This is a genomic window from Flavobacterium zepuense, from assembly GCF_007097145.1.
GTDB classification, from domain to species: Bacteria; Bacteroidota; Bacteroidia; order Flavobacteriales; family Flavobacteriaceae; genus Flavobacterium; species Flavobacterium zepuense.
In genome coordinates this window covers 30,268-50,001 of sequence record NZ_VJVZ01000014.1, presented here as the reverse complement: position 1 = coordinate 50,001, position 19,734 = coordinate 30,268, and the positions used below count along the sequence as shown (strand labels likewise).

At 40.7% G+C, this 19,734-nt stretch carries 17 protein-coding genes; 14 read left to right on the top strand and 3 right to left on the bottom strand.

Annotated elements, in window-relative coordinates; translation table 11 throughout:
- The first annotated feature begins 57 nt into the window (after positions 1-57).
- Both FMM05_RS18420 and FMM05_RS18415 read left to right on the top strand, forming a co-directional pair.
- Entirely contained in the window at positions 58-2,178 is a 2,121-nt protein-coding gene (locus FMM05_RS18420) for a Tex family protein (RefSeq protein ID WP_143374900.1), read from the top strand.
- A gap of 334 nt (positions 2,179-2,512) precedes the next feature.
- Positions 2,513-2,812 carry a GIY-YIG nuclease family protein gene (locus FMM05_RS18415; RefSeq protein WP_143374899.1) on the top strand — a complete coding sequence of 100 codons (300 nt, stop codon included), beginning with the start codon at positions 2,513-2,515 and terminating at the stop codon, positions 2,810-2,812.
- Between the two features lie 237 nt (positions 2,813-3,049).
- Here the strand turns inward: FMM05_RS18415 and FMM05_RS18410 are convergent, their stop codons facing one another.
- Both FMM05_RS18410 and FMM05_RS18405 read right to left on the bottom strand, forming a co-directional pair.
- A complete protein-coding gene (locus FMM05_RS18410) occupies positions 3,050-3,565 on the bottom strand; it encodes a GNAT family N-acetyltransferase (RefSeq protein WP_235894429.1) in 516 nt (171 codons plus the stop codon).
- A gap of 105 nt (positions 3,566-3,670) precedes the next feature.
- Entirely contained in the window at positions 3,671-3,865 is a 195-nt protein-coding gene (locus tag FMM05_RS18405) for a Sec-independent protein translocase subunit TatA/TatB (RefSeq protein WP_143374897.1), read from the bottom strand.
- 195 nt (positions 3,866-4,060) lie between these two features.
- Between FMM05_RS18405 and FMM05_RS18400 the strand changes: the two genes are divergently transcribed.
- The 11 genes from FMM05_RS18400 to FMM05_RS18350 all read left to right on the top strand — a co-directional run bounded on the left by FMM05_RS18400 (position 4,061) and on the right by FMM05_RS18350 (position 17,387).
- Positions 4,061-4,930, top strand: coding sequence for a M23 family metallopeptidase (locus tag FMM05_RS18400; RefSeq protein WP_143374896.1), 870 nt, complete (start codon positions 4,061-4,063; stop codon positions 4,928-4,930).
- 68 nt (positions 4,931-4,998) lie between these two features.
- Entirely contained in the window at positions 4,999-6,480 is a 1,482-nt protein-coding gene (locus FMM05_RS18395) for a GH3 auxin-responsive promoter family protein (RefSeq protein WP_143374895.1), read from the top strand.
- Positions 6,481-6,624: 144 nt separating this feature from the next.
- Positions 6,625-8,313, top strand: a complete 1,689-nt coding sequence (locus FMM05_RS18390) for a DUF6909 family protein (RefSeq protein ID WP_143374894.1) — start codon at positions 6,625-6,627, stop codon at positions 8,311-8,313.
- 6 nt (positions 8,314-8,319) lie between these two features.
- Entirely contained in the window at positions 8,320-9,318 is a 999-nt protein-coding gene (locus FMM05_RS18385) for a hypothetical protein (protein WP_143374893.1), read from the top strand.
- An 8-nt stretch (positions 9,319-9,326) separates the two neighbouring features.
- Positions 9,327-9,878 carry a dTDP-4-dehydrorhamnose 3,5-epimerase gene (gene rfbC, locus FMM05_RS18380; RefSeq protein WP_143374892.1) on the top strand — a complete coding sequence of 184 codons (552 nt, stop codon included), beginning with the start codon at positions 9,327-9,329 and terminating at the stop codon, positions 9,876-9,878.
- Complete coding sequence (gene rfbD / locus FMM05_RS18375) at positions 9,872-10,723, top strand: dTDP-4-dehydrorhamnose reductase (protein ID WP_143374891.1); 852 nt, start codon at positions 9,872-9,874, stop codon at positions 10,721-10,723. Before rfbC ends, rfbD begins: the two co-directional genes overlap by 7 nt.
- A 52-nt stretch (positions 10,724-10,775) precedes the next feature.
- On the top strand, positions 10,776-11,486 hold the full coding sequence (locus tag FMM05_RS18370) for a glycosyltransferase (RefSeq protein ID WP_185965629.1): 711 nt from the start codon (positions 10,776-10,778) through the stop codon (positions 11,484-11,486).
- A complete protein-coding gene (locus FMM05_RS18365; RefSeq protein ID WP_143374889.1) occupies positions 11,487-13,973 on the top strand; it encodes a DUF6311 domain-containing protein in 2,487 nt (828 codons plus the stop codon).
- A 43-nt stretch (positions 13,974-14,016) separates the two neighbouring features.
- A complete protein-coding gene (locus tag FMM05_RS18360; RefSeq protein WP_143374888.1) occupies positions 14,017-15,309 on the top strand; it encodes a flippase in 1,293 nt (430 codons plus the stop codon).
- A gap of 26 nt (positions 15,310-15,335) precedes the next feature.
- Positions 15,336-16,145: a glycosyltransferase family 2 protein gene (locus FMM05_RS18355; RefSeq protein ID WP_143374887.1), complete on the top strand. Its 810-nt coding sequence runs from the start codon at positions 15,336-15,338 to the stop codon at positions 16,143-16,145.
- Between the two features lie 6 nt (positions 16,146-16,151).
- Positions 16,152-17,387 carry an O-antigen ligase family protein gene (locus FMM05_RS18350; protein WP_143374886.1) on the top strand — a complete coding sequence of 412 codons (1,236 nt, stop codon included), beginning with the start codon at positions 16,152-16,154 and terminating at the stop codon, positions 17,385-17,387.
- On the opposite strand, the gene wecB is transcribed toward FMM05_RS18350, so the two are convergent.
- On the bottom strand, positions 17,365-18,486 hold the full coding sequence (wecB, locus tag FMM05_RS18345) for a non-hydrolyzing UDP-N-acetylglucosamine 2-epimerase (RefSeq protein WP_143374885.1): 1,122 nt from the start codon (positions 18,484-18,486) through the stop codon (positions 17,365-17,367). The two genes, FMM05_RS18350 and wecB, sit on opposite strands and share 23 nt — an antisense overlap.
- A gap of 82 nt (positions 18,487-18,568) precedes the next feature.
- Between wecB and FMM05_RS18340 the strand changes: the two genes are divergently transcribed.
- Entirely contained in the window at positions 18,569-19,672 is a 1,104-nt protein-coding gene (locus FMM05_RS18340; RefSeq protein ID WP_143374884.1) for a glycosyltransferase family 4 protein, read from the top strand.
- The last annotated feature ends 62 nt before the right edge of the window (positions 19,673-19,734 follow it).

Here is a 19,734-nt window from a genome sequence, read left to right as displayed (position 1 = left end):
AAACATTCCAATAACTCCAATTAAATTGGCATATTTGTATCCCTTATTTTACAAGCCATGACAAACATACAATACATACTGGGCCAGGTTGCTGCGCCGCAAAAAAGCATAGAGAACACGGTTCAGCTCCTTTCCGACGACTGTACCATACCCTTTATTGCCCGTTATAGAAAGGACATGACCGGCAATCTGGACGAGGTGGTTATAGAGCAAATTGCCAAGCTTAGCCAAGCGTATGATGCCATTACAAAACGCAAAGACGCCATACTTAAAAGCATTGCCGAACAAAACGCCCTTAGGCCCGAATTAAACCAGAAAATAACAGCCAGTTTCGACCTTACCGAGATCGAAGACCTGTACCTGCCCTACAAAAAGAAAAAGAAAACCCGCGCCGATGCCGCCCGCGAAAAAGGGCTGGAGCCACTGGCAAAGATAATTATGGGTCAGAATGCCGATGATATCGATTTTATTGCCGCCAAATACCTAAACGATAAGGTAGGTAACGAAGACGAGGCACTACAAGGAGCCCGCGATATTATTGCCGAATGGATTAACGAGAACGTGTACATCCGCAAGAGCCTGCGCCGCATTTTTGGCCGCAAAGCGGCCATTACCACCAAGGCCGTTAAAACCGCCGACCCGGAGAAGGCCAAAAAATTTGAGCAATACCTCGACTGGAGCGAGAACCTTGCCAAAGCGCCGTCGCACAGGTTGCTGGCCATGCTTCGCGCAGAGAACGAGGGCATAATAAAATTTAAGGTCGATATTGATAGCGAAGAGGCCCTCGACCTGATGGACGAAGCCATCATCAAGAACAAAAAAGAAACATCGGTACACCTTAAAAAAGCTATCGACGATAGTTACAAGCGCCTGTTGGCGCCGGCAATTTCTAACGAAGTGCTGCTGGAAGCCAAAGCCAAGGCCGATGCAGTTGCCATACAGGTATTTGCCGGTAATTTGGGTCAGCTCTTATTAGCGCCGCCGTTGGGTGCCAAGCGCATCCTGGCGATCGACCCGGGTTTCAGGAGCGGCTGTAAAATTGTATGCCTGGACGAAAAAGGCGACCTGCTCTATAACGAAACCATTTTTCCGCATGCGCCGCAAAACGAGAGCGCCATTGCCATGAAAAAGATCCGCTCTATGGTAAACGCTTATAAAATAGATGCCATATCTATTGGTAACGGTACAGCAAGCCGCGAAACAGAGCATTTCATTAAAAAAATAGCTTTTGATACGCCGCCGCAGGTTTTTGTGGTAAGCGAGGCAGGGGCATCGGTATATTCGGCGTCTAAAATTGCCAGGGACGAATTTCCAAAATACGATGTTACCGTTAGGGGAGCCGTATCTATCGGCCGTAGGCTGAGCGACCCGCTTGCCGAACTGGTTAAGATAGACCCGAAAGCCATTGGGGTAGGGCAGTACCAGCACGATGTAGACCAGGGTAACCTTAAAGACGAACTGGATACCGTGGTTATGCGCTGCGTAAACTCGGTGGGGGTAAACATTAATACCGCGAGTAAGTCGTTGTTGGGGTATGTATCCGGCATTGGCGAAAAGCTGGCTGAGAATATCGTGGCATATAGGAGCGAGAACGGCCCGTTTGAAGACCGTAAGCAGCTTAAAAAAGTGCCAAGGCTAGGGGAGAAGGCCTACCAGCAGGCGGCGGCGTTCATCCGTATCCCTAACGGTAAAAATCCGCTGGATAATAGCGCCGTTCACCCGGAAGCCTACCCCATTGTAGAAAAAATTGCTAAGGATTTAAAACTTAAGCCATCCGACCTGATATCTAACAAAGAGGCCATTGCCAAAGTAAACGTGGCAAGCTACGTAACGGCAGAAATTGGTCAGCTTGGCTTAAAAGATATTTTAAAAGAACTCGAAAAACCGGGCTTAGATCCCCGTAAAGCCGCCAAAGTGTTTGAATTTGACCCTAACGTTAAGTCAATTGCCGACCTGCGCACGGGTATGATATTGCCGGGCATTGTAAACAACATAACCAACTTTGGCTGCTTTGTAGATATGGGCATTAAAGAAAGTGGCTTGGTACACATCTCTCAGCTTAAAGAAGGCTTTGTAAGCGACGTTAACGAAGTTGTGAAGTTACACCAGCATGTGCAGGTAAAAGTGGTTGAGGTAGACGAACAGCGCAAAAGAATTCAACTTACAATGATCTTATAAGGTGGATTTGTTGATTCGTGGATTTGGTTATTTGATATATTATTCTTCACGCACCGTCCTCGCAAGGAGGCACGACGAAGCGATCCCATTATTATGGTGGTTGGTTTTAACCGTAACGTTTTTCACGCGCCGTCCTCGCGAGGAGGCACAATAAAGCGATCCTTCTCGTAGCGCGGGTACAGCTACTACTGAGTGGGATCACCACGCTCCGTTGCACTTCGCTCGTGATCAGAGCATGGATATAAGCACCAAATAAAGTCAGCCTTTTTCCCGCACCGTCCTCGCGAGGAGGCATGACGAAGCGATCCCATCAAATTAAGTAATACAATATATTATGAAGCCCGGTTATGTTTATATCATTACAAATGAATACAATACAACATTGTATATTGGTGTAACATCTGATTTACATCAACGTATTAAAGAGCATAAAGAAAAGCGCCACATCAATTCGTTTTCTGCCAGATTTAACCTGAATAAATTAGTTTACTTTGAAACTTTTCAAATGATTGAAGATGCCATTACGCGTGAAAAGCAACTCAAAGCGGGCTCGAAAGCGAAGAAGGTTGGGCTTATTGTTAGTATAAATCCGGAATGGAAAGATTTATACTTTGAAATTGAAAACCATTTATAAAATAGCTTTCCCGAGTGGGATCACCGCGCTCCGTTGCACTTCGCTCGTGATGACGGCAACGGGTACTGTTAAATTAAGTTTTTCACGCACCGTCCTCGCTAGGAGGCACGACGAAGCGATCCCACTTGTAGCACTACAATATGTTTTTCGAGTGGGATCACCGCGCTCCGCAAGCTGCGCTCGTGATGACGTTAAACATGTACCCGTTGTAGTCAACCAAATCCACAGATCCCAAAATTAACCCTTCCACACATACAAACACAACTCCTCGGTGTCATTAGGTATGGTAACGTATTTTTCAAACCGGAGCCCAATTTTTACAAGCAGGTTTTGGGATGATATATTATCTTTAGTGGTAATACCGCTGATTTGGCTAAGGTGTAAGTCGTTAACGGCGAATTCTTTAATCCGGTTCACGGCTTCAAAAGCATAGCCCAGTTTTTCAAAGGCGGGTAGCAGGGCAAAACCAATATCAATACCATCAAGGCCTTCGCGGTCATACAACCCGCACGAGCCTATTTTAGCTCTGTCATGCTTACGTAATATCGTATAATTGCCATAGCCCAGCCGGTGGAGCTGCGGCATCATACGGTTTTCTATGTAGGCTTTAGCTTCCTCGGGGGTTGTAACATTCCTGTCGCCAATAAACTGTATCCATTTTGGCGAATTGAGCAATTCTAAAATAAAAGCCGCATCATCTACAGATGTTGGCACAAGCAGCAGGCGTTCGGTTTCAAAAGATTTAAAGTCCACAGCAAAATAAATTATCATTAAACAATTTGAGCTATAGATTACACCATACCAAAAACCCCTTTAGGCAGCGCCATAAAGGGGTTTGATATCTTTATAATAAAAGTATTATAATTTATTTTCTTCTGTGGCTGTCTGTTTTTTAGCCGCAGACTGCTCATCACTACCTTCTTTAGCTGCGTTTTTAAATTCCTTAATACCAGATCCAAGCCCTTTCATTAATTCAGGAATTTTTTTACCTCCAAAAAGAAGTAACACAACTGCAATTACCAGTATCCATTCAGTTACACCAAATCTACCCATGACAAAAAGTTTTAATTATCGAACAAAGTTAAATATAAAATAAGTTCCTGTTACTATTTACGACAATTATTTGATTATGGTTTGCGTTAAATAAAATAAAATTTTTAAGATGCCCTTAACTCCTGTAATGTTTAGGGGCAACAAATCAGGGATAAATAGGGCAGGATTACTATATTTGTCAATTAAACCGTTATTATGTCGGCAAAGAGGCTTAAAAAGCAAATTATCAGGAAAAAGTTGTTGACCAAGAACCGCCTGGTAATACTTAATGAAGATACATTTGAAGAGATTTTTTCGCTAAGGCTCAACCTTATGAATGTTTTTGTGGGCATTACAAGCATAAGTATTGTAATGATAGCGCTTGTTACCTACATTATAGCCTTTACCCCATTAAGGGAATACATACCGGGTTATGCCTCTACAAAACTTAAGCGCGAAGCCACGGCTAACGCCACAAAGTCCGACTCGCTAATAAAGGTTATACAGGAAAATGAGATGTACCTGGCATCAGTCAAAAAAGTACTTACCGGAGAGCTGGACCGCAGCCACCTGAGCCGCGACTCTATAAAGCCTGCCGACCAGAAAGAACTTACCGAAGACGACATGAAACCCAGTGAGGCCGACATGAAACTTCGCGAAGAGGTAGCCCTGGAAGATAAATACAACCTGTTTGAAAAGGCCAAACCAAAAGTAAACGTGGTGCTTTTTGCTCCGGTACAGGGGCACATTACACAGCCGTACAACCCTGCACAAAAGCATTTTGCGTTGGAGATAGCATTGGCAAACAACACGCCTGTTAAGGCTATTGCCGCCGGAACGGTAGTGTTGGCCGACTGGACGCCTACCTACGGCAACGTAATAATCATCCGCCATAACGATGGTATAATATCGGTTTACAAAAAAGTGGCATCGCTTACTAAAGAGCAGGGCGATATTGTGCGCAGCGGCGAGGTTATAGGCCTTGCAGGCACTACAGGCAGCCAGGCAGCGGGTGCTCAATTGCATTTTGAGCTTTGGAAAGACGGCTACCCTATAAACCCAACCCAGTTCATTGATTTCGATTAAGCGTATACGCCAAGCATACGATAGCTTTATCGCTATCAAAAGATTAACACACCTAAATACTACCAGCCATGTCGTTAAAAACATTTGGTGCAAAAATATTCGCTGCCATTATTCATGGTAAAACCCAAAAATGGGCACAAAACCCTGTAGAAACGCAGCAAAAAGTCTTTAAAAAATTACTGGCTGCCGCAAAAGATACCCAATTTGGTAAAGACCACGGTTTTGAAGGAATAACATCTTATGCTGATTATGCTGCCAAAGTGCCCGTACGCGATTACGAGGCACTTAAAACCTACGTAGACCGCGTAGTGCATGGCGAAGAAAATGTACTGTGGCCGGGCAAGCCGCTGTACTTTGCCAAAACATCGGGTACTACAAGCGGGGCCAAGTACATTCCGCTTACTAAGGAGAGCATGCCCTACCATATAGAAGCGGCGCGCAATGCCATACTGGCCTACATACACGAAACCGGAAAGTCGGCTTTTGTAGACGGCAAGATGATCTTTTTACAGGGCAGCCCTGAACTCGATGAAAAACACGGTATTAAATTTGGCCGCCTTAGCGGTATCGTAGCCCATTTTGTACCGGCCTACCTTCAAAAAAACCGCATGCCCAGTTGGGAAACCAATGTTATAGACGACTGGGAAACCAAGGTAGATGCCATTGTAGAAGAAACGTATAATGAAGATATGCAGGTAATATCGGGCATACCAAGCTGGGTACAAATGTATTTTGAAAAGTTGCAGCAAAAAGGCAACAAGCCCGTGGGCGATATCTTTAAGAACTTTAACCTGTTTATATACGGCGGCGTAAACTACGAGCCGTACCGTGCTAAATTTGAAAGCCTTATTGGCCGCAGAGTAAACAGTATAGAACTGTTCCCGGCATCGGAAGGATTTTTTGCCTACCAGGATTCGCAGTCCGAAAAAGGAATGCTGCTGCTGCTTAACGCAGGCATTTTTTATGAATTTATAAAAGCCGATGACTTTTTTACCAATAATCCGCGTCGCTATACCATTGGCGAAGTTGAGGTAGGTGTAAACTACGCGCTCATTATCTCTACCAATGCCGGGTTATGGGCCTATAACATTGGCGATACCATTGCATTTACGTCAACTTTCCCCTATAGGGTGGTGGTAACCGGCAGGATAAAACATTACATATCGGCTTTTGGCGAGCATGTTATAAGCAAAGAGGTAGAAAGCGCCCTAAACCAGGCCGTTGCAGGAACCAACGTTACCGTAAACGAGTTTACCGTTGCCCCGCAAATAACACCCGAAGCCGGGCTGCCATACCATGAGTGGTTTATAGAATTTGAAACCGAGCCTGAAGATATCGAAATCTTTGCCCTCGCTATAGATACCGCCATGCGTAAACAGAATGTGTATTATGACGATCTTATTGCCGGCAGCGTACTTCGCACACTAATTATTACCAAAGTGAGTAAGAACGGCTTCCAAGAGTATATGAAATCTATTGGTAAGCTGGGCGGGCAAAACAAGCTGCCCCGCCTTAGCAACGACCGTAAAATTGCCGATGCCTTAAAATAACAGCATTTGTAAAGCAACCATTGCTGTTTTTTTGCGTCTTTGCAGGGTAGCCCTGCAAAATCATGCGCTATACAGCCGCTAAAGGCGCATTGTTAAAGGTTTCGGTTAAAAAATAAAAAACTTACATTTGCGGTAAAATTAACTATGCAGGGAATTAAGAACATATCACGCTCGCGGGCACAGGAATCTTCTGCGGCCATAGAGCGCCTGTATATTACCATGAGGCACCTGTTTAACCGCGGGTTCTATAAGCCCATGGGGGTTTCGGGCGATACGCTTCGCGAAGCATTGCTGTCACTCCGCCCTGAAATTTATGGCTCTATTGCCGAAGAGAAAGCCGAGCTTAATGGTTTACTCTATGTTATAGAACGCCTGCCTGTAGGCATAGAGCAGTGTAGGTTTATTAACTTGACATCAGACGAAGGCTACTCCAAATCGCATTTTAAGGCCATTGTTCCGCCCAAGCGCAAGCGCAACTGCTACCGTATAGACGATGAGCAGATGAACGTGGAAATTACCCGCGGCCGCAGCGACATTTACGACATACTTACCCACCTTACCTTTATTTTTATCGAATCGCAAAAAATAAAGAACAGGGTCTTGATAGATGATAATGGTGAAATAGCCCGCGACTGGATAAAGCTTGAACAGATCATCGCTACCCAGGAGCCGTTAACGCTTGAGGAGCGTGAGCAGGCCATATCACACGTATCAAATATCTTATCGAGGACATTTTCTGAAATTACCGATATTTATGATGCTTTTGCCACCAGTACAGCACCGGACCGATTTTTGCACATCATCTACTGGCTGGGCAAACTGGCAATAGAAGAGGCTATGGGTGGGCCTAAGCGCACCGTTACCTTTAGCAACATATTACAGGAACGCCTTGGGCACCACATACACGGCGAAATTTGGGCCGACAACATAAAGGCCGTCTTAAAGCAAAACGGGCTGTTAGAGCGTCCTATACATATTATAAGCGCTAACATGCACAGCGTTATGAACTCGCTATTTGCTCCGCCGCTTTTAAAGGCCAAATTTAAAGATAAGACCGATTTTTATATTTTTGAAGAACTGAGCAAAACCGGTAACAACCCGTTCCGCGATAAGGTTCAGGAGGCGGCGCTTAAAAACGGCATGGTGTATATGCCCGATACATCGGGTACTAATATAGACGTACAGATTTTTGATACCGCTAAGATAGACTTTGCACAAACGGCTTTCCCAACTGCAAACATGGGCGATGACAAACCCATCATCGTGGTTATGGATTACGCCTTTGGCGAGCAGGCTTACGAAACTATAGACGAGCTCCTTAAACCCTATAAGGAAAGCGGCAGCAAAACGTTTCTAAACGTACAGTCGGTCTCTATAATGGGCAAGGCGGGTATATTAGAAGGTAACAAGGGCGATATCATGATACCGTCTGCCCACATTAACGAGGGTACCGGCGATAATTACCCATTTACTAACGAGCTTACCGCGCAAATGCTGGAAGGCCAGGGCATACCCATTTATGCAGGCCCAATGATAACCGTACTGGGCACATCGTTACAAAACCGCGATTTGCTTACATTTTTTAACCAGAGCACCTGGGGCGTTATAGGCCTGGAGATGGAGGGTGCCTACTATCAAAAAGCCATACAGTCGGCATCAAAAATACGCAAGAGTATAACACCCGATGTAAAAATACGTTATGCCTACTACGCATCCGATAATCCGCTGGAAACCGGCAGCACGCTGGCATCCGGCGGGCTTGGTACGGCAGGGGTAAAGCCTACATACCTTATCACTATAAAAATTTTAGAGCAAATATTCAATATCCAATAATTATCTATGGACAATCAGACAAATACAAGCAATGAGGTAGACCTGCATTATGTAGGCCAAAAAGTAAAAGGTTTTGCAACAAAGGCCAACGATTATTTTTTCGACTTTATAATGTTCTTTAAACGTCACATCATTATTATCGTTATTATCGCTGTGGCTGGTTTTGCCTATGGCTTTTATAAAGACTCATTAGATGAGGCTTATGAACATAAGGTGCTTGTAATTCCTAACTTTAAAAGCGTAGAGTACTTGTACAAGCAGGCAGAAAAACTAAACAACAAGATTGGAGAGGAGGATCTTGATTATTTTGCAAAATTAGGCGTAAAATATCCCGGTAAACTGGCTAAGATAGAAGTGCAGCCTGTAGTAGATATTTATGATTTTGTAGATGATGTAGAAACGTATGAAATGAACGATAAAAAGTTTGACCTGTTTAAACTGATTTCTGAAAGCGGCGATATAAACGCCATTCTTAAGGAACATTCTACCAGTAAAAACTATAAATATCATACAATTATTATACGGACAGGTGGTAAAACAACCGAAGAAGATGTGGTTGCACCAATTTTAAAATACCTTAACTCTAACGAGTATTTTAATAAAATTCAAAAAGCCTACCAGCAAAACCTGGATTATAAACTTTCTCAAAACGATACGCTTATAAAGCAAATGGATAACCTGCTGATTGATTTTTCTACAATTATGCGCAGCACAAACAATAACTTAACGTATTACCATAACGAAACAGATCTTGGCGACATAATTAACATCAAAGAAAGAACGATTGGTAAAAGAGACAAGTACCTGGTTGACAAGGAAAACTTTACCAGCACAATTAAAGAGATGGCTACTTTGATGAATGTAAGGTATAAGAGTAAACTTACCGGTTTAATGATGTTTGTATATCCAATAGTATTTGTTGGTTTGTTTTGCGCTATAATGTTTGTAATAGCATACTACAAGCGCCAGGTACGTAACAGGAAAGCCTTAACACAAAATATATAATTAAGATAATGATTGTTACACCAACAGCACTTTCCGGGTGTGTTATAATAGAGCCCAACGTTATAAAGGACGAGAGGGGCTACTTTATGGAAAGCTTTAATGAGGCCCGTTTTGAGGCAGCTACAGGCATTAAGGCACATTTTGTACAGGATAACCAGTCGTATAGCAGTAAAGGCGTTTTGCGTGGCCTGCATTACCAAACCGGGCAGCATGCCCAGGCAAAACTTGTACGGGTTATAGAGGGCGAAGTACTGGATATTGCGGTAGACATCCGCCCGGGATCTGAAACCCATGGTCAGTACGTGGCAGTTGTGATTTCCGGCGAGAATAATAAGCAGCTGTTTGTTCCGCGAGGGTTTGCACACGGCTTTTTAGTGCTAAGCAACACCGCTACCTTTTTTTATAAGTGTGATAATTTTTACAATAAAGAGTCGGAAGGTGGTATAATTTATAACGACCCTGCCATTGGTATCGACTGGTCTTTGCCGGATGCCGACCTTATAATATCTGATAAAGATACAGTATTGCCAACCCTGAAAGACAGTAAAAAAGCATGGTAGTATTAGTTACAGGAGGTCAGGGGCAGGTAGGGCAGGCATTACAGGCCCAGGCGCAAAAGCATCCTGAGGTTCAGTTTTATTTTGCCTCATCAGCAGAAGCTGATGTTACCAGTGCCGATAGCCTTGAGTCGATATTTACTAAAGTACAGCCTGATTTTTGTATTAATGCATCGGCCTATACCGCAGTAGATAAAGCCGAAAGCGAGCAGGATAAAGCCTATGCAATTAACGTAACCGGAGCCAAAAACCTGGCGGAAGCCTGTAAAAAGCACAACGCTGTTTTAGTGCACATAAGTACTGATTTTGTTTTTGATGGTAACAGTACCAAACCGTATACCGAAGATGATATCACCAACCCGCAGGGTGTTTACGGCGCTACTAAGCGCGATGGCGAAATGGCTATAGCTAATGTGTTTAGCAATTACATCATCGTGAGGACATCATGGGTATATTCAGAATTTGGGAATAATTTTATGAAAACCATGTTAAGGCTGGCTTCTGAACGTGATGCCCTAAACGTGGTTAACGATCAAATCGGTACGCCTACTAATGCGAACTACCTTGCCCAAGCTATTTTAGATATAATACAGCACATTGCCAGTCATCCCGGTTTTAATGCATTTGGTATTTATAATTACAGTGGAGAAGGGGAGTGTACATGGTATGGCTTTGCAAAGAAAATATTTGAGGTAAATAATGTAAAGATTAATTTACAGCCCATACTGTCACATGCATTTCCTACGCCTGCAAAAAGGCCGGTATACAGTGTACTGGATAAACAAAAAATAAAAACTGTTTTTGGGCTTGCTATTCCTGATTGGGAAGAAAGCTTAAAGCCATTGTAAATTTTATAACCTGATAAATTTATTACTGCCGCCGGGCAGCATTATAATGCTTATGCAAAAAGTAGCCATAATTATCCCTTGCTATAACGAGGAAAAAAGAATAGAGCAGGATAAGATAGCCGCATTGCTGCAACATGCTACGGCAGATGTTTATTTATGTAATGATGGCAGTACCGATGGCACCACGGCAGTATTAAACAGCATAGCTGCACAACACCCGGGCCGGTGCTTTGTAATAGATTATAAAAAGAACAGCGGCAAAGCCAATACCATTTATAATTCAGTAAATACACTGCTTGCAAATAGCGGGTATACTCATATAGGCTATTTTGATGCTGATTTTTCTACTCCCGCGCAAGAAGCTATAAGGATGCTGCAATGGATAGATAAAAAGCCCCAGAATTTTATAATAGGCTCCAGGGTACTGCTTTTAAATTCTGATATAAAGCGTAAAACCTACAGGCACATAATAGGCCGGTTTATTGTAACTATTGTAAACCTTAAATTTAAGCTGGGTATTTATGATACACAATGCGGAGCAAAAATATTTCCGGCACATATTGCAGCCGTAGCATTTAGCAAGCCTTTTAATACTTCGTGGCTTTTTGATATTGAGCTATTTATACGCCTGCAAAAAAGCGGCTTATTAAAATTAGGTAAAGAACTTCCGCTAAAAGAATGGAAAGACGTAGATGGCTCTAAGCTGGGCTGGAAAACATCATTTAAAATATTAAAAGAAATATACACTTTATACAAACTATAGATGAAAAATGCCAGCAAGGTATATTACGCTATTATTATGGTACTTACCGTACTGTTTTTTCATTGTACCTACGGTTTAAAGATAGTTAACTCGGTTAACATTAAGTGGCTGCTGGATGCACGCCACGACTGGGGTCAGCATTATTTGGGCTGGGCGTTTTACCGTGATGAGCCTTGGGGCTTTCCGTTAGGTAAAATAGATGCGTTGTGTTATCCATCGGGCACTAATGTAGGTTTTTGGGATGGCATACCACTATTTGCCCTTTTGTTCAAACCATTTTCGGCACTATTACCACAGGATTTTCAATATATAGGGTTTTGGTTGCTGTTATGTTATCTTACTACCGCCCATTACAGCATAAAGCTTTTTAACCTGTATAATATTAAGCCGGTATATACCATAATAGGTGTGTTGCTAATAGTTAGTAATCCGGTATTAATTTTCAGGGGTATGCATCCTGCCTTATGCGCCCATGGATTTTTACTGGCATCATTATATTATTATTTAAAAGCTGCCAACAAAAACAACGTGGTACGTATTAACCGCGACCAGGTTATTTTATTAGCATTAAGCGCGTTAACCAATCCGTATATAACGGTTATGGTAGTAGGCTTTAACTTTATACTGCCTTTAAAGCATTATTTTTACGATAAGCTGCTTACAAAAAAGCAGGCATTGCTTTATCCTTTTTTATCGTGCTTTTCTATTATTGTAGTATGGTTTTTACTGGGTATGCTTACATTTTCGCACGGCGAAAGGCTGGAGGTTAGCGATGCTTACGGCTTGTACGCCCTTAACCTTAACGGTTTGTTTAACTCCGGGGGTTTCTCCCGCTTACTGCCCCAAATGCCGTGGGTTAATCCGGCGCAGTACGAAGGTTATACGTATCTGGGCGTTGGCATGATGCTGCTCATAGTGGTGTCGTTTGCATACTTTATATTTAAAGGTAACGTAGCACAATGGTTTAAAAATAATAAGCAATTATTGCCACTATTTGTATTAGCTGCAGGCTTTACAATTTTTGCAGTAACCAATGTAATTAGTTACAACAGCGAGGTTTTATTTACACTGCCGTTCCCTAAATTTTTAATTAAGCTTGGTGGTATTTTTAGGGCCAGTGGAAGGTTTTTTTGGGTGCCGTTTTACTTTATACTGTTTTTCTTTATTTTTATATTGGTAAAGGCAAAGGTTACAAATTGGTTAAAAATAAGTTTTTTGGTCGTGGTTATGGCCATACAGGCGTATGATACAATGCCATTACTTACCCTTAGAAAACTGGAAGGCGGTACCTATGTTACACCCCTTACCGAGGCGAAATGGAATGCTCTGTTACCCCACTTTAAAACCATTATTACCTACCCACCCTACAACAACCACCTATTAAACAATATGGATTACCAGGACCTGTGTTATCTTGCCCTAAAAAATCACAATGCAATAAGCACCGGTTATAGCGCAAGAGAGAACAGAAAAGCATATACTATTTTTACCGATGAGCTTACCTATAACTTAAAAGGTGCTGTTATACATACCGATGAAATTTATGTAACCACCCCCCAATACCTTGATGCATTTAAGGCACCTCTTTACAAAAACCTTCTCAACATACTATACCTGGATGGCTACTATGTTTTATATGCTAAAACTAAAAATATAGCTCTTAGCGCCCAAACGGTACAGGCACAAAAGCTGTGCGACTCTGTAAATGCATTGTATACTAAGCCACGTTTAAGTTTAATAAATACAATTGACCTAATACAGAATAATAGTAAAATAAATTTTAATATAGAGAACGTTACTGTTAACCACAGCACTATGGTTGTAAATGGCTGGGCCTACCTGGTAGAAAAAAACAATAATACCGGCGACTCTGTTTTTGTAACTATAAATAGCGGTGGTAAAACATATCTTGCTAAAACCACACAAGTAGCGAGACCTGACCTTAATGCCGCTTTTAAAAAAGAGCACCTTGACAGTTCGGGCTTTACATCGGATATTATTCTTGATGGCGAGTCGTTAGAAGATGTAGTGTTAGGCATTGCAATAAAAGATAAAGCAGGGCAATTTACATATTCCACAGTTGGGCCGGCAGTTAATTTTTTAGCTAATAAACCAGAAAAGATAAAAAAATTACCGCCTCAGGATGATCTTTTGCCATCTAATTTAGAAACTGTACTTGAGGGGAATGATTACGTTGTAATTAACGGTTGGGCCACAATTAAAGGAATAAATGCCTCTAAAACTGTAGTTAAGATAGTATTTATGGGAGAAAACGAAAATTTTACCATTCAAACCCATTCAAACATCAGGAAAGATATTACCCAAGCATTAAACGATGGTATTAACTACGATAATGCCGGTTTTGAAATACGTGTTAATAAGGCAGATCTGCCTAAAGGTAAATACAAATTGGGCATCATAGTGAGTAACAAAGCGGCAAAAAAGGATGCATTTATACTTACAGATAAAAAAATTGCAGTAAAATAATATAATTCGTATAGTAGATAGTACCTACATCAAAAACAATAAGTTGATAAAAAAGAAGATACATAGGGCCATACAATCCTTTAATCCGTTAAAGCAATTAATGGCTTCGGGCGGGCTTACGTTTATGTTCCGTATAGGTGGGCTGGGGTTAAACTTTTTAGTTATTTATATTATTACCCACACCTATGGCGATGGCGTGTATGGCAGTTACTCCTTAGCCTTTACGCTTGCACAGGCTACAGGGTTGTTATTCGCATTGGGCTTCCCAAACGCTATAGTGAGTTACCTTGGCTTAAAATCTATTAACCACCCTTTTTCCCAGCACATGCTAAAAAAGGGCTTAAAACTGCTTATACCCATAGCGCTGGTGCCTTTGGTTATTTATTTTTTTGGTTCTGAGTTTATTGCCGTTCATATTTTTAACGATCCTGCTTTTACCAGTTACATAGCTATAGCAGCCATAACAGTGCCGGCAATGGTACTGCACGAGTTTGTGCTATATTTTTTTATAGGCACAGGTAACTTTGTTAAGTTTAATATCTTTATGTTCGTGGTGCCTAATTTTATATTGCTGGCACTATTGTTCTTTATTAAAAATGTTCCTGGCCACCATACATTCCTGTTTTATGCCATATCAGTTTACAGCGTTTTAGCCATAGAGCTGTTATTTGCCCTTAAAAGACACACTAAGGCGGATATAGAAACAGTTTCGTTAAGACAAATGGTAAAGTTTTCATCGCCCATGATGTTTAGCGGTATCATGATGTACCTCCTTAACTGGACAGATGTTTTTATGCTGGGCGCCATGACATCTTCCGAAGAACTGGGACATTACAACCTCGCCTACAAGGTAGCATCCTTAGGCATGCTGGTAATTATGTCTATGAATGTGGTACTCGCCCCAAGGATAGCAGCATTATTTAGCGAGGGCAATTTACATGAGCTGCATAAAACCGTAAAAAAAACCACCCACTTAATAATAGTTTTAACTGTGCCCTTAGTATTAGGGATAATACTTTTTTCTGATTTTATACTAACTTTTTTTGGCAAAGACTTTAGTGGCGGGCACCAAGCCCTTATAATCATATCGGTCGGATTTATGCTTAACGCCGCAACAGGTAATGTAGATCAGATATTAAACATGACGGGCAATCAGAAAATACTGCAAAACCTAACCATTGGTGGTTTTGTAATAAACGTTGCACTAAATGCTGCGTTAATACCACGTTATGGCATTAATGGGTCGGCCATGGCCAGCCTTATAACTAATGTATTATTTAACATGGTTTGCGTGCATTACATTAAAAAGAAACTGGGTTTCTATACTTTTGCATAATTATAAAACATTTTAGGGAGAGGGTTATGAATATAGAGCTGTCAGTAATTATTGTTAACTATAACGGTTTAAGATACCTTAAGGATTGTTTTGAGTCACTGCAAAAAACACTGCAAGGCATTACCTATGAAATTGTAGTTATAGATAACAATTCGCCCGATGCGAGCTGCGCCTTTATTTTAGAGAATTACCCGGATGTGGTACTTATACAAAGTAAAGAAAACCTGGGTTTTGGTCGTGGCAATAACGCCGCTGTAGCAAAGGCCAGGGGCAACTATTTACTGCTTATAAATAATGATACTATTGTGCTTGATAATTTACTGCCGGTTTTAGATATTATAAAGCATGACAGTAGTGTAGGGGCTGCAGGCATTAATATGCTTAACGGGAATAAGCATTATCTGCAGGCTGCGGGTAATTTTCCGTCGCCGTTTAATCTTTTCAGGATTAAGAATATGTTTTTAATGGGCCCCGAATTTAAAAGCGGAACCTTTAAAAAAGAACGCTATAATGTAGACTGGCTTGGTGGTTCATTTATTATTATGCCTAAACGCATTTATGATGAAATAGGAGGTTTTGATAAGGATTATTTTATGTATGTTGAAGATGTAGACCTTTGTAAAAAAATAGCTGATAAAGGCTACAAAAGAATATTTTTACCACACTATAGCTACATACATTTTGTGGGATATAATAATTCTAAAGACCATCTTATTGTAAATGGTTTACAAACCTATATTAATAAGCATACCAACGGCATTTACAAACAGCTTTGCACTATGGCATTAGGGGTTAATAAAACTGTTAAATGGTTTAAAAAAACAATAAGAAAATAGTTTAAGATGATAATACGCCCCGAAAAAATATACCAGCCTTTATTTATAATGCTTGTTTTACTACAGCTGTATTTCCCTTCATTTAAGGCAAATGTATTTTTACAGCTTATAACACTTGCTTTTTGCGCTTTAATAGGCAATGTAAGCTTCTCTAAAAAGTTTTTGTGGCACATCTTGCCACTTGTATTGTTATTGGCTGTAGGCTTTATTAGCACCGTTGTGTTTAAGTATAAAATGTATGATATTTTAAAAGATGTATTTCATTTTATAAAACCTCTAACCGGGCTATTTTTAGGCTATATTTTATTTAAAAGAATAGGTAATTTTCATCTATTTATAAAAAGTATTGTAATAGCAGCAATGATATCGGTAGCAATACACGCATTCATTTTAATATTCATGGTAAAATCATGGTCTAACATAGAGAGTATACGGGAGTTTACAAAAGATAATTTCCTGGATCTTTTTGCACTTATACTTTTAATATTTTATAGAAAATTTGAACGCAAACCTTTATTTTCCAAGGCTTATACCGTACTGTTTATTGCACTTCTTTTTGCATCCTGCGTTCTGTATTTTTCAAGAACCATGATTATCGTAGCGGGTATACTTGTAGTATCTATGTATGGTTTAACGCGCATTACTGCGCTTACACTAAGAATTGCAGGAGCATTTACAGTACTGCTTATAATGTTATACGCATTTTTAGATAATGCCAATATACAAAGGGGTAAGCCGGGGTTAGAGGGTTTTTTATACAAGTTAAAAATGGCGCCCGAAGAAATTTTTGCAGGACAGGTAGACCGTGAAAATTTAGCGGCACTCTGGGACCACTGGAGAGGCTATGAGGCAGCGCGTGCGCTTGCTTTAATGAAACAGCAACCCTCTTCATTTATTATAGGTACAGGGCATGGTTCTTTAATAAACCTTAAATTTTATGCCCCCTTAACGGGCGAGCCTAAAGGGGTACGATATATTTCGGAACTGCATAACGGCTATATGTATGTATTTTACAAAACAGGTATAATAGGCATTTTACTATATTTATTTTTGCTTGCCCGGTGGTATGGCTATATATACAAGCCCAATAATTTAAAAACAATTATGGTATCTGCCATAGGTCTTATATACCTAATATCTACCTTAACCATATCTGGGGTGTATAACGGTAGGGATATTATAATATTTATACTGGGTGGTGCCCTATATTTTGCGCAGGCTAAAAGGCCGCATTTGCAATAATATTTTTTACCTGTAGGCTTGTTGTGCCGTCTCCATAAGGGTTTTGTGCCGTAGCAATTAGGGCATAATAATCGGCATCGGTTAAAAGGCGCAGGGTTTGGGCTACTATTTTTTCTCTGTTAGACCCTACAAGTACAGCCGTACCTGCATCTACGCCTTCCATACGCTCAGTAACTTCCCTCATAACCAGTACAGGTTTGCCCAGGCTTGGTGCTTCTTCTTGTATCCCTCCAGAATCGGTAAGTATAAGCGTGCTCTTTTCCATCATCCATATCAACTCATGATAATCCAATGGTTTTATCAGTTTAATATTATCCCTTACCAGGAGGTTATGTGCAATTTCTTTAATATTAGGGTTAGGGTGTACCGGGTAAACAATTTGTACCGTGTCTTTATAGGCATCGGCAATTTCTAAAAGGGCACTGCATATATGATTAAAAGGTTCGCCAAAATTTTCCCTGCGGTGGCAGGTAACTAAAATTATTTTTTTGCTAAAATCTATAGCATCAAAATGACTTAAAATTTGGCTTTCACCGGTTTGTTTTATGGTTTCTAAACCTGTAAAAAGTGCATCTATAACGGTATTACCCACCACATGTATGTTTTGGGTAATATTTTCCTGTATAAGGTTTTCTTTAGCAGTTGGCGTAGGGCAAAAATGAAAAGCCGCCAGCCTGGATGTAAGTACCCTGTTCATTTCTTCAGGAAAAGGAGAGTACATATCATGGCTCCTTAAGCCTGCCTCAATATGGGCAATTTTAATTTTTTGGTAAAATGCCGCTAAAGATGCCGCTAATACCGTAGTGGTATCACCCTGCACAAAAACAAGGTCAAATTTTTCTTTAAGCAATATTTCAGATGTAATACGGGCTATAAGGTTTGCCGTAAGCTCATGCAATGTTTGGTTATGTACCATTACATTAAGGTCGTAATCGGGCTGTATATCAAAAAAAACAAGCACCTGGTCCAGCATTTCCCTGTGCTGTGCCGTTATGGCCACTTTAACGGTAAAAGCAGGATCCTGCGAAAAAGATTTAACAAGAGGCGCCATTTTTATGGCTTCGGGGCGTGTACCAAAAAGAAATAAAATGTTTTTCATCAGGCAAATTAATCGTGCAGTGTTATTATTGGCTGTAAAGCTACTAATTAAAACTATATTTGCAATGCTTAAAAAAAGACGAATGAAAGTATTATTTCAGTCCAGGGCAAACCTGTATACAGCTCCCGGAGGCGATTTGGTTCAGATGGAAAAAACAAAAAAATACCTTGAAAAAGAAGGTGTTATAGTTGATATATCTTTAGAGCCCGAACCAGATCTTACCGGGTACGACCTTGTGCATCTGTTTAATTTAATGGAGCCCCAAGATATATACATACAGCTTAAAAATGCCCAAAAGCAAAATAAAAAGGTGGTTCTTTCTACCATTTATGGCCTGTATACCGAGTTTGAGCGCAAAGCCAGGGGCGGCCTCTTTCAGTATGTGGCAAATGTACTTTCGCCTTACCAGATAGGATACCTAAAAACCATTATAAAATATGTGGCCGAAGGCAGGATGCATAAAGGTGTTTATAAAATGCTTTTTAAAGGCTATTATGGCATGATGAAAGAAATTGTAGACAATACAAGTGTATTTTTACCAAATTCTGACTCAGAAATGCTGCGTGTGGCTAAAGAATTTAAGCTAAAAGGCTATAATTACTTTAATGTGCCTAATGCAATAGATAAAGAGGTTTTTACAGATGATACTACTGTATTAGATAACGAATTTAGCCAGTACAAAGACTGCATTTTGTGCGCTGCGCGCATAGAGGGCAGAAAATCTACCCTTACTTTAGTACAGGCGGTTAAAGATTCGCCTTATCAATTGGTACTTGTTGGCAAGGAGTCGGCCAATCAAAAAAAATACGTAGAGCAGGTGCATGCCGCTGCAGGCAGTAATGTTCATTTTTTAGGTATTATGCCGCACGAACAACTCAAAAAATTATATAAGGCAGCCAAAGTGCACGCGTTAGTAAGCTGGATGGAAACCCCCGGGCTATCATCTTTAGAGGCTGCCGCAATGGGCTGTAACATTGTTGTTACTAAAAAAGGCGATACAGAGGATTATTTTAAAGATTACGCATACTATTGCGAGCCGGATAACGTGGCAAGCATCAGGAAAGCTATAGATGAGGCTTATGCTGCACCTTTTAACCCTGAACTAAAAGAAAGGATACTGGAAAATTATATTTGGGAAAAAACAGCCAGCCAAACTATTAAAGGCTATGAATTAGCCTTGCGATAAAAGCAAACAGTTTTTATGCAAGACTAAAAATGCCTATTTTTGTTCCCGATTAAGAAAAATTT